At 35.6% G+C, this 26,344-nt stretch carries 17 protein-coding genes; 8 read left to right on the plus strand and 9 right to left on the minus strand.

Annotation, left to right across the window (positions count from 1 at the left end):
* Nucleotides 1-274 precede the first annotated feature (274 nt).
* Together CD127_RS12820 and CD127_RS12825 are read left to right on the plus strand one after the other, a co-directional pair.
* The gene (locus CD127_RS12820) at nucleotides 275-454 is read left to right on the plus strand and encodes a YSIRK-type signal peptide-containing protein (protein ID WP_235851332.1); all 180 of its coding nucleotides are present in this window, start codon (nucleotides 275-277) and stop codon (nucleotides 452-454) included.
* A 240-nt stretch (nucleotides 455-694) separates the two neighbouring features.
* Entirely contained in the window at nucleotides 695-9,079 is an 8,385-nt protein-coding gene (locus tag CD127_RS12825) for a Spy0128 family protein (RefSeq protein ID WP_235851317.1), read from the plus strand.
* 101 nt (nucleotides 9,080-9,180) lie between these two features.
* Here CD127_RS12825 and CD127_RS01405 read toward each other — a convergent pair whose 3' ends face one another.
* The 9 genes from CD127_RS01405 to rpmH form a co-directional block, all read right to left on the minus strand.
* Nucleotides 9,181-9,720 carry a TetR/AcrR family transcriptional regulator C-terminal ligand-binding domain-containing protein gene (locus CD127_RS01405; RefSeq protein WP_103365483.1) on the minus strand — a complete coding sequence of 180 codons (540 nt, stop codon included), beginning with the start codon at nucleotides 9,718-9,720 and terminating at the stop codon, nucleotides 9,181-9,183.
* Nucleotides 9,683-10,081 (minus strand): DUF3147 family protein, encoded by a 399-nt coding sequence (locus CD127_RS01410; protein ID WP_103365484.1) that lies wholly within the window; start codon nucleotides 10,079-10,081, stop codon nucleotides 9,683-9,685. The genes CD127_RS01405 and CD127_RS01410 overlap by 38 nt, the downstream gene beginning before the upstream one ends.
* Nucleotides 10,082-10,099: 18 nt before the next feature.
* Entirely contained in the window at nucleotides 10,100-10,462 is a 363-nt protein-coding gene (locus tag CD127_RS01415; RefSeq protein ID WP_103297294.1) for a DUF3147 family protein, read from the minus strand.
* A 219-nt stretch (nucleotides 10,463-10,681) separates the two neighbouring features.
* A complete protein-coding gene (gene noc, locus CD127_RS01420; protein WP_103365485.1) occupies nucleotides 10,682-11,521 on the minus strand; it encodes a nucleoid occlusion protein in 840 nt (279 codons plus the stop codon).
* Nucleotides 11,522-11,566: 45 nt separating this feature from the next.
* Nucleotides 11,567-12,289, minus strand: coding sequence for a 16S rRNA (guanine(527)-N(7))-methyltransferase RsmG (rsmG, locus tag CD127_RS01425; protein WP_103365486.1), 723 nt, complete (start codon nucleotides 12,287-12,289; stop codon nucleotides 11,567-11,569).
* Nucleotides 12,289-14,166 (minus strand): tRNA uridine-5-carboxymethylaminomethyl(34) synthesis enzyme MnmG, encoded by a 1,878-nt coding sequence (gene mnmG, locus CD127_RS01430; protein WP_103297291.1) that lies wholly within the window; start codon nucleotides 14,164-14,166, stop codon nucleotides 12,289-12,291. Before mnmG ends, rsmG begins: the two co-directional genes overlap by 1 nt.
* A gap of 88 nt (nucleotides 14,167-14,254) precedes the next feature.
* A complete protein-coding gene (gene mnmE / locus CD127_RS01435; RefSeq protein WP_103365487.1) occupies nucleotides 14,255-15,634 on the minus strand; it encodes a tRNA uridine-5-carboxymethylaminomethyl(34) synthesis GTPase MnmE in 1,380 nt (459 codons plus the stop codon).
* A 147-nt stretch (nucleotides 15,635-15,781) separates the two neighbouring features.
* Nucleotides 15,782-16,126 (minus strand): ribonuclease P protein component, encoded by a 345-nt coding sequence (rnpA, locus tag CD127_RS01440; protein ID WP_103297289.1) that lies wholly within the window; start codon nucleotides 16,124-16,126, stop codon nucleotides 15,782-15,784.
* Nucleotides 16,127-16,261: 135 nt separating this feature from the next.
* On the minus strand, nucleotides 16,262-16,399 hold the full coding sequence (gene rpmH, locus CD127_RS01445) for a 50S ribosomal protein L34 (protein WP_000240855.1): 138 nt from the start codon (nucleotides 16,397-16,399) through the stop codon (nucleotides 16,262-16,264).
* Between the two features lie 692 nt (nucleotides 16,400-17,091).
* Between rpmH and dnaA the strand changes: the two genes are divergently transcribed.
* From dnaA to gyrA, 6 genes are all read left to right on the plus strand, one after another.
* Nucleotides 17,092-18,447, plus strand: coding sequence for a chromosomal replication initiator protein DnaA (dnaA, locus tag CD127_RS01450; RefSeq protein ID WP_103365488.1), 1,356 nt, complete (start codon nucleotides 17,092-17,094; stop codon nucleotides 18,445-18,447).
* Between the two features lie 292 nt (nucleotides 18,448-18,739).
* Entirely contained in the window at nucleotides 18,740-19,873 is a 1,134-nt protein-coding gene (gene dnaN, locus CD127_RS01455; RefSeq protein ID WP_103365489.1) for a DNA polymerase III subunit beta, read from the plus strand.
* A 386-nt stretch (nucleotides 19,874-20,259) separates the two neighbouring features.
* Complete coding sequence (gene yaaA, locus CD127_RS01460; protein ID WP_174694733.1) at nucleotides 20,260-20,502, plus strand: S4 domain-containing protein YaaA; 243 nt, start codon at nucleotides 20,260-20,262, stop codon at nucleotides 20,500-20,502.
* Entirely contained in the window at nucleotides 20,499-21,614 is a 1,116-nt protein-coding gene (recF, locus tag CD127_RS01465; protein ID WP_103365490.1) for a DNA replication/repair protein RecF, read from the plus strand. The genes yaaA and recF overlap by 4 nt, the downstream gene beginning before the upstream one ends.
* A 9-nt stretch (nucleotides 21,615-21,623) precedes the next feature.
* Nucleotides 21,624-23,558 (plus strand): DNA topoisomerase (ATP-hydrolyzing) subunit B, encoded by a 1,935-nt coding sequence (gene gyrB / locus CD127_RS01470; RefSeq protein WP_103297283.1) that lies wholly within the window; start codon nucleotides 21,624-21,626, stop codon nucleotides 23,556-23,558.
* 104 nt (nucleotides 23,559-23,662) lie between these two features.
* Nucleotides 23,663-26,335, plus strand: a complete 2,673-nt coding sequence (gene gyrA / locus CD127_RS01475; protein WP_103365491.1) for a DNA gyrase subunit A — start codon at nucleotides 23,663-23,665, stop codon at nucleotides 26,333-26,335.
* The last annotated feature ends 9 nt before the right edge of the window (nucleotides 26,336-26,344 follow it).

Genomic DNA, 26,344 nt, shown 5'->3' on the forward strand with positions numbered 1-26,344 from the left:
ATATTCCACTACTCGCAAGCACCTTTGAGGTAAGATATTTTCTCCTTGAAGGTGCTTTTTAATGCAGATTTTTATAATTTTAGTTATATAATATGCCTTAAAAATTTTGCTTAATTATGTATGCAAAAAACATTTATATTAACAAGAAATATTTACATTCAAATTTTATAAATATTTTATTTTAATATTGTTTTTTACATTATTTCATTTATAATATAAATATAGGCCTAAACTATAATTTAATACTGGAGGACATCAAGATTTGAAACAACGAGTGAAACAGAAGTTCTCAATAAGAAAGTTCTCGATTGGAACGGGATCGGTTTTATTAGGAACGTTTCTAATTTTGGGTGTTCAAGACGTTGCGCATGCCAGCGAATTGGACGCTAACAGCAAGAATTCGACAACGGCTAACAGCTCAGCTAACCCTGACGCTAAAGCCCCAGTAACTTAAGCCAATACGAACGAGGTTTCTCAACCTGAAACTACAAATAAAGAGAATGCAGTTGCACAAGAAGCTCCAACATCTTAAGCACCAGCTACTGCACAATCAAATACTGAAGCTAAAGCTACAGTTGAAGCCGCGCCTACTTCAACAGTTAAAGCTGAAGACAGAGAAGCAAAAACTGACTCTGCTCCTCAAACTGAAACAAACACAGTTACAGCTGCTTCAGATACAACTAGTCAACCTGTAGTGCATAAACGTTCACGCCGTTCGGCAACTGCACCACTTTCATCAGAAGGTGTATTAGAAGATACAACTACTAAAGCAACACCAAACATGGATGATCCAAATGGTGCAACAGTTAAAAGTAGAGATGTAGTGATTCCAAGACCTAAGGATTCAAATACAATCCCTACTCAAAATGTATTATTCGAAAAAAATCCAAATCCTAGTCAATATACATTTGCGATTACCGATTTGAAAAACTTTAACGCGGCATATAGAACAAAATATTACTACCGTTTATCAAAACCATACGATGATTCTAATAATGTAACAATTGAATTAGTTGATGGTGAAACAAATTCTGTAGTTGAAACTAAGAATATTAATTCACCTGGAACTGTATCAATTGGTGAATCTACTTTAGCAAGAGCGGTTGCTGCACGTGACCCTAAAAAAGCTAAATATGGTCATATTAACTTCACGTTTTTACAAACATTAGATTCATTTAAAAACACACTTTCAACTATCAGAGCTCGTTTCGCGATTGATGATCAAGGTAGCTTAGAAGATGAACGTAGTGGTATGCAAATCTATGACGTATTTAACCAAGCCAATGAAGGAACAACTATTACGGACCCGCAATACTATATTCCTCAAATTGTGCCTGAAACTGCGTACTATCGTGTAGTTAATAAAAACAACCCTACTTATCAAGCGAATAAAACTGATGTAAATGCGCAAACTTATGAACCAAACCGTACTGAAAAAGAATTAGCACGTTACACAATTAAAGGTATGGATGGTCAAACATATACTGCCTCAAACGTACGTCAATTTGAAGGTTACCATTTATATCAAATGGCTGATCCTGCCAATATGACTGGTCCAATGACTCGTCCTTATCAAGTAGGTTTAAGATACGTTGATGCCGAAACAAACAACGGTGGGGTAAAACGTATTAAAGAAATCGTTGGTGAAGATGGTACAACACGTATTGAAGTTTGGACTTTATCTGCTGACCACATGTCTGAATCAGCGAAAAATACAGGTATTGATACAACCAACTATGTGAAAGTATACGAAGCAACATTAAAACCTGGCGAAAAGAATATGAATGACTTAGGTAAACAAATTCTTATCCCTGGTTATACAAAACCATTCCTTATCCAACCAACTAGTGCTGGTGAAGGTGCTGTAGGTAACGTCTTCGTACCTGATCAAACTATAAATGGTGTACAAGTAGGTCGAGGAAGTAACTTCCGTTTACAAAACTTATTAACTAAAGCGCACCCAGTTATTTACTACTACACTAAAATCGAACCAGTTGAAGTAACATTAACTGCGAAAAAAGTTGTTAAAGGTACTTCTTCTTTACCTGGCGGAGAAATCCCTGTAACTAATGGACAATTTACTTTCAACATCGCAGCTGGCCCTAATTCACCGGCTATCCCAGTAGCTTCACAAACAAAAACAAATGATGCGAATGGTACAGTTACATTTGATAAAATTGCATTCTCAAAACCAGGTACTTATACGTACACAATCACTGAAAACAAAACAAACTTAAGTTCAAATTATGATGCTGAACCTTTAACAGTAACAGCTACGGTTAAAGTAACAGAAGAAAATGGTGTCTTAAAATCAAACGTAAGTTATGCATATGCTTCTGATAATGATAATAACCAAGCATTCACTAACTATTACGTAGCACCTAAACAATTGAACTTCGATGTACACTTCACAAAAGAATTAGCAGGACGTCCGTTAAATAACGGAGAATTCCACTTCAACATGAAAAATGCTAACGGTGAAGTTATTGCGACTGGTACTAACGATGCTCAAGGTCAAATTAACTTTACTTTCATCGACGGTAAACGTCCAACTTACACTAACACTGATGCTGGTAAAACATTTACCTACACTGTTGAAGAGGTTCCTGGTAATGAAGAAGGTCTTACTTATGACCCAATGAAAGCGAAAGTTACTGTTAATGTGACTAAGAGCCAAGACCAAAGTCTTCATGTACTTACAGTAACTTCTGTAGCACCTTCAGATACTGTATTTAACAACATTTATACACGTAACCCTGCAAAAGCAAAAATTGAATTTACTAAAGTATTAGCAGGTAAAAAATTAACTGATGGTGCATTTGAATTTACACTTTCTGAGAATGGTGAAGTGCTTCAAACAGTTAGCAATAAAAACGGTAAAGTAACATTTGAAGATATCTCTTATGATAGTGAAGGTAGCCATACTTATACTATTAAAGAAGTAAGAGGTAACGACGCTAATTACGACAACGATCCAATGGAAGCGACTGTTACAGTTAATGTCAATGAAAATCCAAGTACACACGAACTTAGCACTGTAGTCGAAATGCCTGATGACACTGAGTTTAATAACTACTATGTAGCACCAAAACAATTAAACTTTGATGTTCAATTCACTAAAGAATTAACTGGTCGTCCATTAAATGATGGTGAGTTCCACTTCAACATGAAAAATGCTGACGGTGAAGTCATCGCGACTGGTACTAACAACGCTCAAGGTATTATTACTTTCGAATTCGTTAATGGTAAACGCCCAACTTACACTAACGCAGATGCTGGTAAAACATTTACTTACACAGTAGAAGAGGTTCCAAGTGATTTAGAAAACATTACTAGTGACCCAATGAAAGCGAAAGTTACTGTTAATGTGACAAAATCAGAAGATCAAGGTTTACATGTTTTAACTGTAACTTCTGTGGCACCGGCTGATAAAGAATTCAATAACGTCTTCACTCCACCATCAGCAAAAGCAAAAATCGAATTTACTAAATCATTAATCGGTAAAGATTTAACAGATGGTGAATTCCAATTTACTATTTCTGAGAATGGTGAAGTACTTCAAACCGTTACGAATAAAGGCGGTAAAGTAGTATTCGACGACCTCACTTATGATGAAGTTGGATTGCATAGTTATACAATTAAAGAAGTAGCTGGTACTGATCCAAACATTGATTATGATTCAATGGTAGCCGTTGTAACAGTCAACGTTTATCAATCACCTTCTACAGGTTTATTAGCAGCAGAAATCATCCCTGCAGCTGATAGCGAATTCCATAACTATTACGTTACGCCTAAACAATTAAACTTCGATGTTCAATTCACTAAAGAATTAGTTGGCCGTGACTTAAAAGATCAAGAATTCCACTTCAATATGAAAGATGCTAATGGTGACGTGATTGCGACTGGTACTAACAATGCTGAAGGTAAAATCAACTTCACATTCGTTGATGGTAAACGTCCAACTTACACTAATGCAGACGCTGGTAAATCATTTACTTACACTGTAGAAGAAGTTGCTAGTGACGAACAAGGTATGACAAGCGACCCAATGAAAGCGAAAGTTACTGTTAATGTAACGAAAGACTTACATGTATTAACTGTAACTTCTGTGGCGCCTAGTGATACTGAATTCAACAATATTTACACACCAACACCAGCGAAAGCTAAAATTGAATTTACTAAAGCGTTAACTGGTAAAGCATTAACTGATGGTGAATTCCAATTCACACTTTCTGAAAATGGCGAAGTGCTTCAAACAGTATCAAATAAAGATGGCAAAGTTTCATTTGATGAAATTTCATACGATGAAGAAGGCTCACATACTTACACTATTAAAGAAGTTGTAGGCACTGATGCAAACATTGACTATGATCCAATGGAAGCAACTGTAACAGTTAATGTTTCTAAAAATTCAACTACTGGTAACTATGAAGCTGTAGTTCTTACACCAGATGACACAGAATTCAACAACTTCTATGTAGCACCTAAAGAATTGAATTTTGATGTTGAGTTTACTAAAGCTTTAACTGGTCGTGACTTAAAAGACCAAGAATTCCAATTCAATATGAAAGATGCTAATGGTGAAGTCATTGCCACTGGTACAAACAATGCTGCAGGTAAGATTACTTTCACATTCGTTGACGGTAAACGCCCTACTTACACTAATGCAGATGCTGGTAAATCATTCACTTATACAGTAGAAGAAGTACCAAGCACTGAAGTAGGTGTAACAAGCGATGCTATGAAAGCAACTGTAACTGTAAACGTTACTAAAGATTTACACGTACTTACAGCAACTTCAGTAGCACCAGCAGACACTGAATTTAACAATACATTTGTACCGCCAACACCTGTATTCCAACCTGAAAAATTCGATTTATCAGCGGAAAAATTTGATATTACAGGTAATAAATTATTAGATGATGATAGTGAATTAACTAATAAATATGCGGATACAAATGCTAACCCTTATGCAGATCAATCAGATAACAACGAACCTGAAAACATCAATACTAAAACATTAACTCGTGGCGATAAAATCGTTTACCAAGTATGGTTAGATACAACTCAATTAGGTGCAGAAAACAAAATCAGTAAAGTGGGTATCACTGATGACTACGACGAAACAAGCGTAGACGTAAGTGACATTAAAGCTTACGATAGCGTAACTGGTCAAGATGTAACTAACTTATTCGATATCACAAATGAAAATGGCGTGATTACAGCTACATCTAAAGCAAGCTTAATCAAAGACCACGTATTAGATAACGAACAAATTCCATTTGGTCGCTACTATAAATTTGATATTGTAGGTTCAATCAAAGCTGATGCTGTAGCAGACAAAGATATTACGAACGTTGCTAACCAATCTGTTCAATACTTCAACCCGGTTAAAGGTGGAAATGAAGTACCACCACCAAAACCATCTGAAAAACGTGTGAACAAAGTAAAACCTGCACCAGCTGACATCGAACTTAAAGTAACTAAGAAACTTGAAGGTGGCCAACTTAAAGGTGGAGACTTCACATTCGTATTAACTGATTTAGCTAACCCTGATCAAGTTGTTCAAGAAGTAACAAACGATGCAGATGGCGTTGTGAAATTCTCAACTATGAAATACAAAGAAGTAGGCACTCATTCTTACCTTGTTACTGAAAAAGTTGGACCAGATGCAAGCGTTGACTATGACACAATGTCTGTTGTAGTAAATGTTGATGTAACTAAAGACGAAGCTACTGGCAACTTAAAAACAAATGTTAAATACGTAAGCACAGGCGGTAAATCTATTGGTGCAAATGATACTGAGTTTAACAACACTGTTAAACCACCAACACCACCACACTTCCAACCGGAAAAATTCGATTTATCAGTGCCAAAATTCGATTTAACAGGAAACAAATTATTAGACGATGATAGCGAATTAGCTAATAAATATGCTGATACTAATAGCAACCCTTACGCTGACCAATCTAATAACAACGAACCTGAAAACATCAATACGAAAGAATTAAATCGTGGAGATGCAATCGTATACCAAGTATGGTTAGATACAACTAAATTAACTGCTGCAAATAAAATTAATCAATTAGGTATTACTGATGATTATGATGAAGCAAGTGTCGAAGTTTCTGATATCAAAGCTTACGATGGCGTAACAGGTCAAGACGTTACTCATCTATTCGATATCGTTAACAACAACGGTGTTATCACAGCTACTACTAAAGAAAGCTTAGTAACTGACCACGTGATTGATAATAATCAAATGCCATTCGGACGTTACTACAAATTTGATATCGTTGGTAAAATCAAAGCTGACGCAGTAGCCGGAAAAGATATTACAAACGTTGCAAACCAATCTGCACAATTCTACAATCCGGTTAAAGGTGGAAACGAAGTACCACCTCCACCACCATCAGAAAAACGTGTCAACAAAGTGAAACCAGAACCAGCTAATATCGAACTTAAAGTAACTAAACGTCTTGAAGGCGGAGACTTCACATTCGTATTAACTGATTTAGCAAATCCTGATCAACCAGTACAACAAGCAACTAATGATGCAAATGGTAATGTTAAATTCTTACCAATCAAATATAAAGAAGTAGGCACTCATTCTTACCTTGTTACTGAAAAAGTTGGTACAGAACAAAACGTTAAATACGATACAATGTCAATCGTTGTAAATGTTGATGTTACTAAAGATGAAGCTACTGGCAACTTAAAAACAAATGTTAAGTACGTAAGTACAGGTGGTAACTCTATTGGTTCAAATGATACTGAGTTCAATAACACTATCACACCACCGCCACCAGTAGTTCCACCAACACCTAAATATCAACCTGAGAAATTTGATTTATCAGTAGAAAAATTCGATTTAACTGGTCACAAATTATTAGATGATGACAGCGAATTAGCTAATAAATACGCTGATACTAATAAAGATCCTTACGCTGACAAATCTGATAACAACGAACCTGAAAACATCAACACGAAAGAATTAAATCGTGGAGATAAAATCGTTTACCAAGTATGGTTAGATACAACTAAATTAACTGCTGAAAATAAAATCAATCAATTAGGTATCACTGATGACTACGATGAAACAAGCGTAGATGTATCTGATATCAAAGCTTATGACGGTGTAACTGGTCAAGATGTAACTCATCTATTCGATATCGTTAATAACAATGGTGTCATCACAGCTACATCTAAAGAAAGCTTAGTGAAAGATCATGTCATTGATAACGAACAAATGCCATTCGGACGTTACTACAAATTTGATATCGTAGGTAAAATCAAAGCTGACGCAGTAGCCGGAAAAGATATTACAAACGTTGCAAACCAATCTGTACAATTCTTTAACCCGGTTAAAGGTGGAAATGAAGTACCACCTCCACCACCATCAGAAAAACGTGTTAACAAAGTGAAACCTGCACCAGCTGATATCGAGCTTAAAGTAACTAAGAAACTTGAAGGTGGCCAACTTAAAGGCGGAGACTTCACATTCGTATTAACTGATTTAGATAATCCTAACCAAGTCGTTCAAGAAGTAACAAACGACGCAAACGGTATTGTGAAATTCTCAACTATGAAATATAAAGAAGTAGGCACTCATTCTTACCTTGTTACTGAAAAATTAGGTACAGATGCAAATGTTGATTACGATGCAATGAACATTGTAGTTAACGTAAATGTAACTAAAGATGAAGCTACAGGTAACTTAAAAGCGGCTGTTAAATACGTAAGCACAGGCGGTAAATCTATAGGAGCTAATGATACTGAGTTTAACAACACTGTTAAACCACCAGTTCCACCAACTCCTGTATTCCAACCTGAAAAATTCGATTTATCAGTAGAAAAATTCGATGTAACAGGTCATAAATTATTAGATGATGACAGCGAATTAGCTAATAAATACGCTGACACTAATAACAACCCATACGCTGACCAATCAAGTAACAATGAACCTGAAAATATTAATACAAAAGCACTTAATCGTGGAGATAAAATCGTATATCAAGTATGGTTAGACACTACTCAATTAACTGCTGCTAATAAAATTAATAAATTAGGTATTACAGATGATTACGATGAATCAAGCGTAGCAGTACAAAGCATTAAAGCTTACGATGGTATTACTGGAAAAGATGTAACATACTTATTCGATATCACTAACGAAAATGGTGTCATCACTGCTACATCTAAAGAAAGCTTAGTGAAAGATCACGTATTAGATAACGAACAAATTCCATTTGGTCGTTACTACAAATTTGACATTGTCGGCGTAATTAAAGGCGATGCCAAAGCTAATAAAGACATCACTAACGTTGCGAACCAATCAGTTCAATTCTACAATCCAGTTAAAGGTGGAAACGAAGTACCACCACCAAAACCATCAGAAAAACGTGTTAACAAAGTGAAACCAGTACCGGCTAACTTTGAATTCAAAGTGACTAAGAAACTTGAAGGTGGTCAACTTAAAGGTGGAGATTACACATTCATCTTAACTGACTTAAATAACCCTGATCACCCAGTTCAATTAGCAACAAACGATGCTAATGGTAAAGTGAACTTCTTACCAATTAAATTTAATAAAGTAGGAACTTACTCTTACCTAATCACTGAAAAAGTGGGAACAGAAGCTAACGTTGATTACGATACAATGTCAATCGTGGCAACTGTGGTAGTGACTGAAAATCCAACAACTGGTGATTTACAAGCAACTGTAAATTACATCAGTACAGGTGGTAAAGCAGTCGGATTAAATGATACTGAGTTTAACAATAAAGTTAAACCACCAGTACCACCAAAACCAGGTAAACCACCGGTTCATCCACCACATCATCCGCCTAAAACACCGGAGAAACCACCAGTGACTCCGCCAGGCAACCCACCAGAAAAACCAGGTGTACCACCGACACATCACGTGCCACCAACACCTGAACAACCTAATAAACCTAAACATCTTCCTAAAACTGGTAGCGAAGAAACTAACACTAACGCACCATTATTAGCTACAATGTTTGCAGGTTTAGGTAGCATCTTATTATTCGGTAGAAGAAGAAAAAAAGAAGATAAATAATCTCCTTTAACTACCAAAGACCTAAGAAGACTTTGCTCTTCTTAGGTCTTTTTTATTCATTATTATAAAAAAATGATACAAGAATCACTCTCATTCTTGTATCACTTTCCAAATGCTTTCAATACGATTTTTAACATTCTTTCGATATAATCTTCATCTAATACATTAGGTTTAATCAAAATATTAAAATAGATAGGTGAGAAAATTAAATCAATAAACATATCTTGATCCGCTTCATCAATATGTCTAGCCACAATAGCCTTTAAACTCTTACGATTACTTTCAAAGTAACCTTTCATAAATAGTTCTCGTGCTTCACTTTGTTGATTACTAATCAATATTTCAATTACCGCACGTCCTAAGTTTGTTTTATAAACTTCCATAATTCTTATTAAGAATTCATACAAATCACTATATAAATCTTCATATTCATGTTCAAAAATTTGAGTTCGACTGACAAACATATCTACAATAATTGATGCTTTATCTTTCCAACGGCGATATATTGTAGCTTTAGAGATACCTGTGTTCTCTGCAAGTTCATCAATTGTAATCTCTCTAAAATGTGTATCTTCTAATAATTTATCTATCTCGTTAAATATTTTATGATTGATTGTCGGATCTTTCGGTCTTCCAGCCATGTTTTCCCCTTCTTAAATGCGCAATAAATTCTACTAGTTCAAATATGATTACCGCACTAACAAACCATACGATAAATCCTACTACAATGCTTAATAACCATTGATTAGTATAGTATAGCATCGCCCAAGTTGCTAAGATACTAAATAATACGCCAGTCATTCCAAAAACAGCGCCTCTACTCACGTGTTTCGCAATGACATCGCCATGTTGCATGCCTGTAATAAATAGTGAAACTAAAAAGACTGCAGGTAAAGTAGCAAATACCCCACCTAGTTCTTTCCAAGGTAAAAGAACTGAAATAATGTAACTTAACGTGACAGCCATGCCACCTACAAGAAATTTAATAAATGCTAATTTCATTGAAAATGCCTCCAACTATTACGAAATATGTCTAACTGCAAAAATAGAAAGTGAAATAACGACCCAGCAAATTAATGCGAAAATCGTACCTCGTTTATAATCTCTTTTACTAATATAGAGAGAAGTTAAAAAGACAGTAATAATACATGAAATGATGCCGATAACCGCACCAGCACTTAAATGAATAGACATTTGAACAAGCTTATCGCCACGATGGTCTATTGCTAAGGCGATTACAGCTGCGAGGTAGACTGCGGGCATAGTTGCGATAATACCACCCATTTTACCGCCAACTTTTTCAGCCATAATAGAGGCAAAGGCGACGGCTAGTCCGCCAATGACAAAATGAAGTATAGCACTTGAAATTGATATCCCGAACACTTTGAAACCCTTCTTCATTAATTATTAAACGAAACGTTTCGTTTAATAATATTGTAAGACTAAACAACTCAGTTGTAAATATCGAATAAAATATCACTAATTTTCAAATTATTTCGCCCGCCCTCACGCATCATGCAATATTCCTCTTTTCCTCATAACACACAAAAATCCTCCTTTCACTATCAGCTAAATTTAGCCTCTCGTGAAAGGAGGATATTTCTACTTTTTATATATTTTAATTTTAATTTCGTAATAATCATCATGGTCTTTATCGCGTTGTTCTACGCGTATGCCTGACGATTCGATAGCCTGTATACTTTTTCCGACTTCATCTCGGGCTTGTGTTAAATCTTTCTCAAATTGGAAGTTTTGAGCTTTAACTTTTTCAGGTCCGACTTTTTGTTTTACGCGGGCTTCTGTTTGTTTAACGTTTAATTTTTGGTTTATCACTTGTTCAATTAGCTTTTCTTGTTCTTCATGTTCAAGAGATAGAACCGCACGAGCATGACGCTCTGAAATCTTACCTTCTCGTAAACGCGTAATTACTTTTGGCGCTAATTTAAGTAATCTCAATTTATTCGCAATAAAGCTTTGGCTTTTACCTAAACTTTTCGCAAGTTCACTTTGTGTTGTTTCGCCAATCTCAAGTAATTTTTTATAAGCTTCCGCTTCTTCTACCGCAGACAAGTTTTCACGCTGAATATTCTCAATCAACGCTACCACTGCTGTTTCTTCGTCATTCATATGGCGAATAATGACGTCTGCTTGAGCTTTATGCAACGATTGTAATGCTCTAAAACGTCGTTCTCCAGCTATAATTTCGTACATGCCTTCTTCGATAGGACGTACGACAATCGGCTGTAATAGCCCGTGTTCATCAATCGATTCTGCCAATTCCTCAATCTTGCTCGCATCAAACACTTGTCTAGGTTGATAGCGATTGGGAACGATACGCTCTATTTGAATGGATTCAACACTTGAATTACGGTCTTCTTCAATGTAGCCAACGATGTCCTCTTTATTTTTTAAACCAAATAATTTTGAAAAAGGTTTTTTCATTATCCATTCACTCCTCTTAAAATTAATTTTATCATGTCTTTATGATTAATTTTCTAATAAAGGAGATTTATTAGGCGTACCGGGCTTTCTAGGATACTTCTTAGACGTTTGACGACGTTTATCAATAATAATCATCTGTCTTTCGCCAGCATCTTCAGGTAAGTCGAATGTATAAGAATCACTGAAGACACCACCTAAAATACCAATCCCATAATGCGCTTCTTCTAACTCTTCTTCTCCTTTTGAAGACTTCAATGCGATGAAGTGTCCTCCTTTTTTAACAAGAGGTAAACATAACTCACTTAAAACAGTTAATCTTGCTACGGCACGTGCTGTTACAACATCATAAGTTTCTCGATTAGCGCCTTTACCAAATAATTCGGCGCGATCGTGAACAAAGCTTACTTCTGTTAAACCAAGTTCAGCAGCTAAATGATTTAAGAATTGAATACGTTTATTTAAAGAATCGACAATCGTTACTTTTAACTCTGGATAAACAATTTTCAATGGAATACTTGGGAAACCAGCACCTGCCCCTACATCACAGATGGCAAGTGGTTGGTTAAAGTCATAATAAAAGCCTGGTGTAATAGAATCATAGAAATGTTTCAAATAAACTTCATGTTCATCCGTAATACTTGTTAAATTCATCTTTTCATTCCATTCAACAAGCAATTTATAGTACGTTTCAAATTGTTTTTTTTGTTTATCTGATAATTCAATTCCATGTTCACTTAATTCTTTAGTTAGCCATTCTACGCCACTCATTAACTTTTCACCCTTTGCAATTTACCTTGTTCTAAATAAACAAGTAAGATTGAGATATCTGCTGGATTTACGCCTGAAATACGTGATGCTTGCGCAATATTCAATGGTTTAACTTCAGCTAATTTTTCACGAGCTTCAGTCGCTAAACTATCCACTTTACTATAATCTAAGTCTTCTGGAATTTTCTTCTCTTCCATACGTTTTACTTTTTCAACTTGTTGTAATGATTTATTGATATAACCTTCATATTTCGTTTGAATTTCGACTTGTTCTTCAACCGCTTCAGGTAATTTGTGGTCTTCTTCTAAGATTTCTAAGATTGTATCATAACTCATTTCAGGACGACGTAATAAATCAATAGCTAAGATACCGTCTTTAAGACGTGAACCACCTTTTGCTTCAATAACAGATTGAGTATGCTCATTAGGTTTAATACGAATATTTGTTAAACGTTCAATTTCGTCTTCAATTTGTTGACGTTTTTCGTTAAAGCGTGCATAACGTTCTTCTGAAATCATACCTAATTCATGGCCTAGATCAGTTAAACGTAAGTCTGCATTGTCATGACGAAGTAATAAACGATATTCGGCACGAGACGTTAATAGACGATAAGGTTCGTTCGTACCTTTTGTCACTAAGTCGTCGATTAACACGCCGATATAAGCGTCTGAACGGCTTAAGATTTTTTCGCCTGTACCTAAAACTTTACCTGCAGCGTTAATACCAGCCATGATACCTTGACCTGCCGCTTCTTCGTATCCTGACGTACCATTAATTTGACCCGCAGTGTATAAGTTTTTAATCATTTTAGTTTCTAATGTTGGCCATAATTGAGTTGGCACGATTGCGTCATATTCAATGGCATAACCTGCACGCATCATGTCGGCCTTTTCAAGACCAGGAATCGTTGCTAACATTTCGCGTTGCACGTGTTCCGGAAGACTCGTTGATAAACCTTGCACGTACACTTCGTTCGTATTGCGACCTTCAGGCTCTAGGAAAAGTTGGTGTCTAGGTTTATCGTTGAAACGGACAAATTTATCCTCAATTGATGGACAGTAACGTGGGCCAGTACCTTTAATCATTCCTGAATACATAGCTGATAAATGTAAATTATCGTCGATTACTTTATGCGTTTTATCATTTGTATACGTTAACCAACATGGAAGTTGATCTAAAATATATTCAGTTGTTTCAAAGCTGAACGCGCGTCCTACATCGTCACCAGGTTGGATTTCTGTCTTAGAGTAATCAATTGTTTTAGAATTCACGCGTGGTGGTGTACCCGTTTTAAAACGAACGACTTCAAAGCCAAGTTCTCTTAAATTATCGGCTAAAGTAATTGAAGGAAGTTGATGGTTCGGGCCACTTGAATACTTCATGTTACCTAAGATAATCTCACCACGTAAGAATGTACCTGTAGTAATGACAACCGCTTTCGAACGATATTCTGTTCCAATATTTGTGCGTACACCTTTAACTTCGTCATCTTCAATAATTAATTCGTCTACCATACCTTGCATGATGTCTAAATTCTCTTCATCTTCAATCACGCGTTTCATTTCTTGTTGGTATAAGACTTTATCCGCTTGTGCTCTTAACGCACGTACTGCTGGACCTTTCCCTGTATTTAACATACGCATTTGAATGTGTGTTTTATCAATCGCTTTCGCCATTTGGCCACCTAATGCGTCAATTTCACGTACTACAATACCTTTAGCTGGTCCCCCTACTGATGGGTTACATGGCATAAAAGCGATATTATCTAAGTTAATTGTTAACATTAATGTTTTAGCGCCACGTCTTGCTGAAGCTAAGCCTGCTTCAATACCAGCATGACCCGCTCCAATGACGATTACATCATATTCTTGAACCACTTTATTGACCTCCTTCATATATTCCTACTTTTTTTATTTATGAAAATTAAGACACCCTACCGTCTCATTTTTTAATATTTATTACTAACTACTTACCTAAACAGAATTGACTAAATAATTGATCGATTAATTCATCACTTGCAGATTCACCAATAATTTCACCAAGTAATTCCCAAGTACGTGTTAAATCGATTTGAACCATATCCATTGGAATACCTGATTCCGCAGCATCAATGGCATCTTGAATCGCATGTCTTGCTTGTTTTAATAACGAAATGTGTCTTGAATTAGAAACGTATGTCATATCTTGGTTTTGAACTTCGCCACCAAAGAATAAATCTCTAATTTGAATTTCTAATTCATCGATACCTTCTTGTTTTAACATAGACGTTTGAATAAGAGGCGTATCTCCAATCATTTCTTTAACTTCTGCGATATCTAATTTTTGTTCTAAATCAGTTTTATTAATAATAACAATCGCGTCTTCATTTTTAATGACTTCATACAATGTACGATCTTCTTGTGTTAATGGTTCATTATTATTAAGCACGAAAAGGATTAAGTCTGCTTCACTTAATGCTTTACGAGAACGTTCTACACCGATTTTCTCTACAATATCTTCAGTGTCACGAATACCTGCTGTATCCACTAATCTTAATGGCACGCCACGGACGTTCACGTATTCTTCTAAAACGTCACGTGTCGTACCTGCGACTTCCGTTACAATGGCTTTATTATCTTGAATAAGGTTATTTAACATTGAAGATTTACCTACGTTTGGTTTACCTACAATAACTGTTGAAAGACCTTCTCTCATGATTTTACCTTGCGTACCAGTTTCTAATAGAAGGTTAATTTCATTTTTTATTTTCTTAGACTGTTCTAATAAGAATTCCGTCGTCGCATCTTCAACATCGTCATATTCTGGATAATCGATATTCACTTCTACTTGTGCGAGAATTTCTAAAATAGATTGACGTTGGCGTTTAATTAAATCACTTAAACGACCTTCAATTTGGTTCATTGCCACTTTAGAAGCGCGATCTGTTTTAGAACGAATGAAATCCATTACCGCTTCAGCTTGAGATAAATCAATACGTCCATTAAGGAAAGCACGCTTTGTATATTCACCTGGCTCTGCCATTCGAGCGCCATGCGTCATTGTTAGTTCTAAAATACGATTAATTGTTAAAATACCACCGTGACAGTTGATTTCAATTATATCTTCACGTGTAAATGTTCTTGGCGCACGTAACACAGAAATCATTACTTCTTCGACCACTTCATCCGTTTCAGGGTCTACAATATGACCGTAGTTAATCGTATGTGAATCTACGTCTTCTAATTTTTTCTTTCCTTTATATAGCTTATCTCCAATTTCTACTGCTTGTGGTCCAGATAAACGGACAATACCAATAGCACCTTCACCCATCGGCGTTGAAATACTAGTTATTGTATCAAAATCCATGATTATCCTCGCCTCCTTATCCAAGTAAAATTTCATTATAACATTGTAATTTGTTTCTTTTGAAAATGCGAATATCTTGATTTATCGCAATCAAGTAAGACTTCGGGTTGTCTGAAGTTAGACTGAAGTATGTCTTATATTAGCGATTTACTTTATCTTCTTATTAAATACTTTCGCAATCTTCAATACGTGTTCTAAACTGCCTTGAATTTCTAATGTCGACATATCTTTCGCAGGCTGTCTTGCTATTACGATAATATCGCGAGCAATGAGATCTTGTTTGTGTACTTTAAAATTTTCTCTGATAGCTCTTTTAATTCTATTTCTAGTTACGGCATTCCCTAACTTTTTAGATACGCTAATTCCTAAGCGAAAATGTTCATTATTACTATTATAGGTGTAAACTACGAACTGTCTGTTTGCTACGGATTTACCTTTTTTATAAATAGTTTGGAAATCCGCATTCTTTTTAATACGATACGCCTTCTCCACGTTTACATCACTCGCTTATTCTAATCTGTTCTTTAAATTTACCTATTTATTTAACTATTTACGTTTGAATCGTCACTTTATTCTATTTTAATTACCTTTCAAACGAAAAAAAAGACCACTGAGAAGTCAGTGATCTTATGCTGATAAAACTTTACGGCCTTTACGACGACGACGCGCTAAAACTTTACGGCCATTTTTAGTGCTCATGCGTTTTCTGAAACCATGAACTTTACTATGTTTACGTTTATTTGGTTGATAAGTACGTTTTACCATGCAAAACACCTCCATCTACTTATTATCCAGTTCATTATTAATCTGAATGAACCTGATTATTTTAATAGATAAATTATACTTTCTGATATCAAAATTCTTGATTTAATTAAATTTTATCTAGTCATAATTCAAGCAACTACTACAATATAACAAATTACCATTTATAAAGCAAGCAGCATTTAAAAGCAACCCAACATTTTTTTATTAAAATTTGCTTTTTCTTCATTATTAATATTTATACATTTGTAGTTCCGCCTAAGTAAAGCGATTTTATTCATTTTTAATACACGTTTATAAATTATTTCCCAAAACTGTTATAGTACATTTTCAGCTTCTGAAAAATAACGTTTATTTTTATCCACTTATTCACATATAGTATTGAAAATATTGTGGATAATCAACCCAATATTCACAACTTTATACCAAATTTAACAACATATTCACAGCCGATTGACATCTATTCTAGTTAAAAAGTATAATTGTGTGGATAAGTCGTCTAACTCATTATTTTTACAGGATTTATTTATAGATTTTATATACATAATTAGTGTGAATAAATCATAGCATACCTAAAGTTATCCACCGATTGTTATTAACTTGTGGATAATTATTAACATGCTGTGATTATTTTTATCCACTCATTCTAATTTCTGTGTATAAGTCTTAAATTTATAGAAAGATGGAGTTTATATATGTCAGAACAAGAAATTTGGAAAAAGGTATTAGAGGTTGCTCAAACAGAAATCTCAAAGACTACTTTTAATACGTTTTTAAAAGATACAGAACTCAAAGAAATTCGTGATAATGTTGCATATATTTATGTCATTGATGAATTTTACGCTAATTGGTTAAATTCGAATTACAAAGACGTTATACAAAGCATTATGAAAGATATTATTGGTTATGAAGTTGATCCCAAATTTTTCACTGCTGCACAGTTAGCTGAACTCGATGAAAATAGTCGCAAGGCTTCTAAACCGAAAGAAACTAACACACAAACGATTGAAGAACCTCATGAAGGTACTGATCAATTCGATACTCACAACACGTTTGATACTTTCGTTATTGGACCTGGCAACCGTTTTCCTCATGCTGCAAGCTTAGCTGTCGCTGAAGCACCCGCTCAAGCCTATAATCCTTTATTTATTTACGGGGGCGTTGGTTTAGGTAAAACGCATTTAATGCATGCGATCGGGCACCATGTATTAAGCAATCAACCTAATGCCAAAGTGCTTTATACCTCTAGTGAGAAATTTACTAATGACTTCATTAAATCTATTCGTAACAATGAACCTGAAGCATTCAGAGAGAAATATAGAAATATCGATGTTTTACTGATTGATGACATTCAATTTATTCAGAATAAAGAACAAACACAAGAAGAATTCTTCCATACTTTTAATGAGTTACATCAAAATAAAAAGCAAATTGTTATTTCAAGTGATCGCCCACCTAAAGAAATTGCAAAGCTTGAAGATCGCTTACGTTCACGCTTTGAATGGGGCTTAATCGTTGATATTACGCCACCTGACTATGAAACTCGTATGGCTATTCTTCAAAAGAAAATCGAAGAAGAGAATTTAGAAATCCCGGCTGAAGCATTGAATTATATCGCAAATCAAATTCAATCTAACATCCGTGAATTAGAAGGCGCTTTAACGCGTTTACTTGCTTATTCAAAACTTCAAGGAAGACCTGTCACAACTGAATTAGCAGCAGAAGCGCTTAAAGATATTATTCAAGTACCTAAATCTAAAAAGATTTCAATTCAAGATATTCAAAAAGTTGTGGGACATTACTACAATGTGCGCATTGAAGACTTTAGTGCGAAGAAACGTACGAAATCTATTGCTTATCCACGCCAAATTGCAATGTACTTATCTAGAGAATTGACTGATTTTTCATTACCAAAAATTGGTGAAGAATTTGGTGGCCGTGACCATACGACAGTTATTCACGCTCATGAAAAAATTGCTAATGATATTAAAGCAGATAGCATTTTCAAACAAGAAGTTGAAGATCTTGAGAAGGAAATTCGTAAACAATAAGTTACAACTGTTATATAACAGATTACATTCTATTAAAGTGGGAAATAAAAAAGTGGATTTAGAAGCTAAATTTTTGAGTTAAAAATTGCTTCCGCTGTTTTAAAATGAAAATAGGAATATGTGGATAATGTTTAAAAGTAATACACACCATCAACAGTTTATCCACATGTGTATAACTTTGCCATTTAAGGCTTTTTCTAAGATATCCACTAATCCACAGGCCCTACTACTATTACTATGAATTTAAAACCTATATAATTTATATATAAACGACTGGAAGGAGTTTAAATTAATAATGGAATTCACAATTAGAAGAGATTATTTTATCACTCAATTAAATGACACATTAAAAGCAATCTCACCAAGAACAACTTTACCAATCTTAACAGGTATCAAGATTGACGCTAAAGATAACGAAGTGATTCTTACTGGTTCAGATTCTGAAATCTCTATTGAAATCACTATTCCTAAACAAGTAGATGGTGAAGATATTGTCACTATTGCTGAAACTGGTTCTGTAGTACTTCCTGGTCGTTTCTTTGTAGATATTATCAAAAAATTACCAGGTAAAGACGTTAAATTATCAACAAATGAACAGTTCCAAACACTAATTACATCAGGTCATTCAGAGTTTAACTTAAGTGGTTTAGATCCTGATCAATACCCATTATTACCACAAGTTTCACGTGATGACGCGATTCAATTATCAGTAAAAGTGCTTAAAAACATCATTGCGCAAACAAATTTTGCAGTGTCCACCTCAGAAACACGCCCAGTATTAACTGGTGTGAACTGGCTTATACAAGATAATGAATTAATATGCACTGCGACTGACTCACACCGCTTGGCTGTAAGAAAGTTAAAACTTGAAGATGAGTCTGAAAACAAAAATGTCATTATTCCAGGTAAAGCATTATCTGAATTAAATAAAATTATGAGTGACAGCGCTGAAGACATCGATATCTTCTTTGCATCTAACCAAGTGTTATTCAAAGTAGGTAACGTCAACTTCATTTCTCGTTTATTAGAAGGTCATTATCCTGATACGACACGTTTGTTCCCAGAGAATTACGAAATCAAATTAGGTTTAAACAATGGTGAGTTTTATCACGCAATCGACCGTGCTTCATTACTTGCACGTGAAGGCGGCAATAACGTTATTAAATTAAGTACAGGTAATGAGGTAGTAGAATTATCTTCAACATCACCTGAAATCGGTACTGTAAAAGAAGAAGTAACAGCAACTGATGTTGAAGGCGGTAACTTGAAGATTTCATTCAACTCTCGATACATGATGGACGCTTTAAAAGCAATCGATAATGATGAAGTTGAAGTTGAATTCTTCGGTACAATGAAACCGTTCATCCTTAAACCTAAGAATGATGATTCAGTAACGCAATTGATCTTACCAATCAGAACATATTAGAAATTATAAGAGCAGGACAGTGAAATCTTTTCATAAATTAGATTTCCGTCCTGTTTTTTATTTGTTTTTGAAAATTCATTTTAAGCCCTCTCAGCCATTCACTGTGGCTAAAGAGTTAATGACTTGTGGATAAATATTGTTTTTCTCATTTTTAAGCTAAAATAGGCCTTAAAATTAAAAATTGGACATGGGCAAATCCTCAACGTATGAAATTAGCATTTTCAAAAAGCAAAAAAGCCGCTTCAAACCCCTTAAATTCTAGCTAAAACTCTATCAAAATCGGCTTATAAAAAACTTCTACTAAAGTAAGCGGTTTCACATTCCATTTTAAATGAAATTTAATCCTAAAAAAGGTATAATATATTAATGACACATAAAGAAACGGAGTGATTATTTTGGTTCAAGAAGTCGTAGTTGATGGCGACATCACGTTAGGTCAATTTCTTAAAACAGAAGGCATCATAGAGTCTGGTGGACAAGCAAAATGGTTCTTACAAGATTATGAAGTTTTAATTAACGGTGAACGTGAAACACGTCGCGGTAAAAAACTAGCTGACCAAGATCGAATTGATTTCCCTGATATTCCTGAAATTGATTCTGTAATCATTATTCATCAAGGTGAACAATGAAGCTTAAAACACTCCAATTAGAAAATTATCGTAACTATGAAGAGGTTACGTTAAATTGTTATCCTGAAGTGAATATTCTTATTGGTGAAAATGCCCAAGGGAAGACAAATTTACTTGAATCAATTTATACGCTAGCTTTGGCAAAAAGTCATCGTACTTCTAATGATAAGGAGCTCATACGGTTTAATGCTGATTATGCTAAAATAGAGGGTGAGCTAAGTTATAGACACGGAACAATGCCACTGACAATGTTTATAACTAAAAAAGGTAAACAAGTTAAAGTGAACCACTTAGAGCAAAGTCGTCTAACACAGTATGTTGGACATCTTAATGTGGTTCTTTTTGCGCCTGAAGATTTAAATATTGTTAAAGGTTCTCCTCAAATACGTCGTCGTTTTATAGATATGGAATTAGGTCAAATATCTGCCGTTTATTTAAACGATTTAGCTCAATATCAACGTATTCTTAAGCAAAAGAATAACTATTTGAAGCAGTTACAACTTGGTCAGAAGACGGACACAACCATGTTGGAAGTGTTAAATCAACAATTTGCGCAATACGCCCTTAATGTGACGTTAAGACGTGACCATTTTATAAAAGAGCTAGAATCTTTAGCTAAACCAATTCATTCAGGTATCACAAATGAGCGTGAAACATTGTCATTAAAGTATTTACCAAGTATTAAGTTAAGTGATACAGAGAAGGATGAAAATGCACTGTTAGACGAAGTGCTGACTTTGTTAAATGACAATATTAAACGCGAAATGGAGCGCGGTGTGTGTTTATACGGCCCACATAGAGATGACTTAGGGTTTAACGTGAACGGTATGGATGCTCAGACGTATGGCTCACAAGGGCAGCAACGTACGACTGCTTTATCTATCAAGTTAGCAGAAATAGAATTAATGAATATTGAAGTAGGAGAATATCCCATCTTGTTATTAGATGACGTACTAAGTGAGTTAGACGATTCTCGTCAAACCCATTTATTAAGTACGATTCAACATAAAGTTCAAACGTTTGTAACCACGACGTCAGTAGAGGGCATCGATCATGAAATTATGAATAATGCGAAACTCTACCGAATCAGTCAAGGTGAAATTATTAAGTAATAGAAAGTGATGGTGAATACATTGTCAGATGTAAACAACACAGATAATTATGGTGCTGGACAGATACAGGTATTAGAAGGACTAGAAGCGGTTCGTAAAAGACCTGGTATGTATATTGGTTCAACTTCAGAAAGAGGCTTACACCATTTAGTATGGGAAATCGTGGATAACAGTATCGACGAAGCACTTGCTGGTTATGCCAATGAAATTGAAGTCATTATTGAAAAAGATAACTGGATTAAAGTAACTGACAATGGCCGTGGTATTCCTGTTGATATCCAAGAGAAAATGGGACGCCCAGCAGTAGAAGTTATCTTAACTGTATTACATGCCGGTGGTAAATTCGGCGGTGGCGGATACAAAGTTTCTGGTGGTCTTCACGGCGTAGGGTCATCTGTTGTAAACGCCTTATCTGAGCAGTTAGAAGTATACGTTCATCGTAACGATACAATTTATCATCAAGCTTATAAACGCGGCGTACCTCAATTTGATCTTAAAGAAGTTGGCTCAACAGATAAAACAGGTACAGTGATTCGCTTTAAAGCCGATGCAGAAATCTTTACTGAAACAACAATTTATAATTACGATACACTTCAAAAACGTATCAGAGAGTTGGCCTTCTTAAATAAAGGTATTTCAATCACTTTAAGAGACGAACGTGAGGAAGAAGAACAACGTGAAGATACATATCACTATGAAGGTGGTATTAAATCATACGTTGAATTATTAAACGAGAATAAAGAGCCTATCCACGATGAGCCAATTTATATTCACCAAACTAAAGACGACGTAGAAATTGAAATTGCAATGCAATATAACAGTGGCTATGCAACGAATTTATTATCTTATGCCAATAACATTCATACGTATGAAGGCGGAACACACGAAGATGGTTTCAAACGTGCGTTAACACGTGTGCTGAATAGTTATGGTACGCAAAGTAAAATCATTAAAGATGATAAAGAACGTTTATCTGGTGAAGATACACGTGAAGGTTTGACTGCGGTTGTTTCAATTAAACACGGCGATCCTCAATTCGAAGGACAAACTAAAACGAAATTAGGTAACTCTGAAGTGCGTCAAATTGTGGATAAATTGTTCGCAGAGCACTTTGAAAGATTCTTATATGAACATCCTAATGTGGCTAGAACGATTGTTGAAAAGGGTATTATGGCATCACGCGCACGTGTAGCTGCTAAAAAAGCACGTGAAGTGACACGTCGTAAATCTGCCTTAGAAATCTCAAGCTTACCAGGTAAACTTGCAGACTGTTCTAGTAAAAATCCGGAAGAAAGTGAAATCTTCTTAGTAGAGGGTGACTCTGCCGGGGGGTCTACAAAAGAAGGTCGTGACTCTAAAACACAAGCAATTTTACCGTTAAGAGGTAAAATCTTAAATGTGGAGAAAGCACGTTTAGACCGTATCTTAAATAACAACGAAATTCGTCAAATGATTACAGCATTTGGTACGGGTATTGGTGGCGAATTCGATATTTCTAAAGCACGTTATCATAAGATTGTTATCATGACAGATGCCGATGTCGATGGTGCACATATCAGAACGCTATTATTAACATTCTTTTATCGCTTTATGCGCCCACTTATCGAAGCGGGATATGTTTATATCGCACAACCACCATTGTATAAATTGACACAAGGTAAACAAAAATACTATGTGTTTAACGACCGTGAATTAGACAAATTGAAATCAGAACTTAACCCTACACCTAAATGGCAAATTTCTCGTTATAAAGGTTTAGGAGAAATGAATGCGGATCAATTATGGGAAACAACAATGAATCCTGAAAACCGCATGATGTTACAAGTAAAACTTGAAGATGCTTTAGATGCCGACCAAACATTTGAAATGTTAATGGGCGACGTTGTTGAGAATCGAAGACAATTTATTGAAGAAAATGCAGTATACGCAAACTTAGATTTCTAATTGATTGCCTATTTGCATAAGTTATAGCACAGGCTGTTAAACAATCGTATGTCTTAACAGTCTGACTATTCATTTTTAAGTGATGATAGAAGGAGGATATCTTGATGGCTGACTTACCTCAATCAAGAATTAATGAACGAAATATAACCAGCGAAATGCGTGAATCATTCTTAGACTATGCAATGAGCGTTATCGTTTCACGTGCTTTACCTGATGTGCGTGATGGTTTAAAACCTGTACACCGTCGTATTTTATATGGTTTAAATGAACAAGGAATGACTCCTGATAAACCTTATAAGAAATCAGCTCGTATCGTTGGGGACGTAATGGGTAAATATCACCCTCACGGTGACTCTTCAATTTATGATGCCATGGTCCGAATGGCACAAACGTTTAGCTATCGTTATCCACTTGTAGATGGTCAAGGTAACTTTGGTTCAATGGACGGCGATGGTGCTGCGGCTATGCGTTATACAGAAGCCAAGATGACAAAGATTACATTGGAACTGTTACGCGACATCAATAAAGATACAATTGACTTTTTAGATAACTATGATGGTACTGAAAGAGAGCCGGAAGTCTTACCTTCTCGTTTCCCTAACCTTTTAGTAAACGGTGCTTCAGGTATTGCGGTAGGTATGGCTACTAATATTCCTCCTCATAATTTAACTGAAGTCATTGATGGTGTACTACATTTAAGTAAGAACCCAGACGTTACAATCGCAGAACTTATGGAAGATATCCAAGGCCCTGACTTCCCTACAGCAGGCTTAATTTTAGGGAAAAGTGGTATCCGACGCGCATACGAAACAGGACGTGGTTCAGTTCAAATGCGCGCACGTGCAGAAATCGAAGAACGTGGTGGCGGACGTCAACGTATCGTAGTCACTGAAATTCCATATCAAGTGAATAAAGCGCGTATGATTGAAAAAATTGCAGAACTTGTACGTGATAAAAAAATCGAAGGTATTACAGACTTACGTGATGAAACAAGTTTACGTACAGGCGTGAGAGTTGTAATCGATGTGCGTAAAGACGCTAATGCGAATGTGATTCTTAATAATTTATATAAACAAACGCCATTACAAACATCATTCGGTGTGAATATGATTGCCCTTGTACATGGTCGTCCTAAATTAATTAACTTAAAAGAAGCGTTAGTAGAATACCTAGAACATCAAAAAATCGTAGTACGTCGTCGTACTGAATATAACTTGAAGAAAGCGAAAGATCGTGCCCATATCTTAGAAGGTCTACGTATTGCGTTAGACCATATCGATCAAATCATTTCTATCATTCGTGAATCTGATACAGATAAAATCGCCATGGAAACGTTACAAGAACGCTTCGAACTTTCTGAACGCCAAGCACAAGCTATTCTTGATATGCGTTTAAGACGTTTAACAGGTTTAGAACGCGACAAGATTGAATCAGAATATAATGAGTTATTAAATTACATTGCAGAATTAGAAGAGATTCTAGCAGACGAAGAAGCATTACTTCAATTAGTCCGTGATGAATTAACTGAAATTAAAGAGCGTTTCGGCGATGAACGTCGTACAGAAATTCAATTAGGTGGCTTAGACGATTTAGAAGATGAAGACTTAATTCCAGAAGAACAAATCGTTATTACATTAAGTCATAATAACTATATTAAACGTCTACCTGTTTCAACGTACCGTTCTCAAAACAGAGGCGGACGTGGCGTGCAAGGTATGAACACGCTTGAAGAAGACTTTGTCAGCCAATTAGTAACGCTAAGCACGCATGACCACGTATTATTCTTCACGAATAAAGGTCGTGTTTATAAACTTAAAGGTTATGAAGTGCCAGAGCTTTCTCGTCAATCTAAAGGTATTCCAGTTATCAATGCGATTGAACTTGAGAATGACGAAACAATTAGTACAATGATTGCCGTAAGAGACCTTGAAGACGAGAATAGTTACTTAGTATTTGCGACTAAGAAAGGTATTGTAAAACGTTCAGCGTTAAGCAACTTCTCACATATCAATAAGAACGGTAAGATTGCGATTGGTTTCAAAGAAGATGACGAACTGATTGCGGTACGCTTAACAGATGGCGATCAAGATATCTTAATCGGTACATCTCACGCATCACTTATCCGCTTCTCTGAGAATAGTTTACGTCCATTAGGTCGTACAGCTGCAGGTGTAAGAGGTATTTCATTACGTGAAGATGACGTTGTAGTTGGTTTAGACGTCGCGCACGCAGACAGTGAAGATGAAGTTTTAGTTGTTACTGAAAATGGTTATGGTAAACGTACGCCAGTAAATGAATATCGTTTATCTAATCGTGGTGGTAAAGGTGTTAAAACGGCTACTATCACAGAGCGTAACGGTAATATCGTATGTATCACTACAGTCACTGGCGATGAAGATTTAATGATGGTTACAAATGGTGGTGTCATTATTCGCTTACAAGTAGATGATATTTCACAAACTGGTCGTTCAACACAAGGTGTGCGTCTAATGAAATTAGGCGAGGATCAATCTGTTTCTACGGTAGCTAAGGTTCAAGATAAAACAGAAGATGAAGATTCAACAGAAGCGGCTCAAGTAGAAGAAGGTACATCTAATGCGGAAAGTACTGAAAGTCCAAGTGAACATGTTGTAGATGATGCTACGCCAGGTAATGCGCTTCATACTGAAACAACGGAAGATGATAGTAATGAACGCGTTGAATTAAGACAAGACTTTATGGATCGTGTGAATGAAGATATTGAAAATGCTTCAGAAAACGATAGCGATAACGAATAATAAAGCAGA

The sequence above is a fragment of the Staphylococcus petrasii genome (assembly GCF_002902565.1).
GTDB classification, from domain to species: domain Bacteria; phylum Bacillota; class Bacilli; order Staphylococcales; family Staphylococcaceae; genus Staphylococcus; species Staphylococcus petrasii.

What these genes read in the sequence shown, in the direction of transcription:
- CD127_RS01405 (WP_103365483.1), bottom strand. Translation starts at nt 9,720, where the DNA reads ATGGCTGGAAGACCGAAAGATCCGACAATCAATCATAAAATATTTAAC.
- CD127_RS01410 (WP_103365484.1), bottom strand. Translation starts at nt 10,081, where the DNA reads ATGAAATTAGCATTTATTAAATTTCTTGTAGGTGGCATGGCTGTCACG.
- noc (WP_103365485.1), bottom strand. Translation starts at nt 11,521, where the DNA reads ATGAAAAAACCTTTTTCAAAATTATTTGGTTTAAAAAATAAAGAGGAC.
- rsmG (WP_103365486.1), bottom strand. Translation starts at nt 12,289, where the DNA reads ATGAGTGGCGTAGAATGGCTAACTAAAGAATTAAGTGAACATGGAATT.
- mnmE (WP_103365487.1), bottom strand. Translation starts at nt 15,634, where the DNA reads ATGGATTTTGATACAATAACTAGTATTTCAACGCCGATGGGTGAAGGT.
- rpmH (WP_000240855.1), bottom strand. Translation starts at nt 16,399, where the DNA reads ATGGTAAAACGTACTTATCAACCAAATAAACGTAAACATAGTAAAGTT.
- dnaA (WP_103365488.1), top strand. Translation starts at nt 17,092, where the DNA reads ATGTCAGAACAAGAAATTTGGAAAAAGGTATTAGAGGTTGCTCAAACA.
- recF (WP_103365490.1), top strand. Translation starts at nt 20,499, where the DNA reads ATGAAGCTTAAAACACTCCAATTAGAAAATTATCGTAACTATGAAGAG.
- gyrB (WP_103297283.1), top strand. Translation starts at nt 21,624, where the DNA reads ATGGTGAATACATTGTCAGATGTAAACAACACAGATAATTATGGTGCT.
- gyrA (WP_103365491.1), top strand. Translation starts at nt 23,663, where the DNA reads ATGGCTGACTTACCTCAATCAAGAATTAATGAACGAAATATAACCAGC.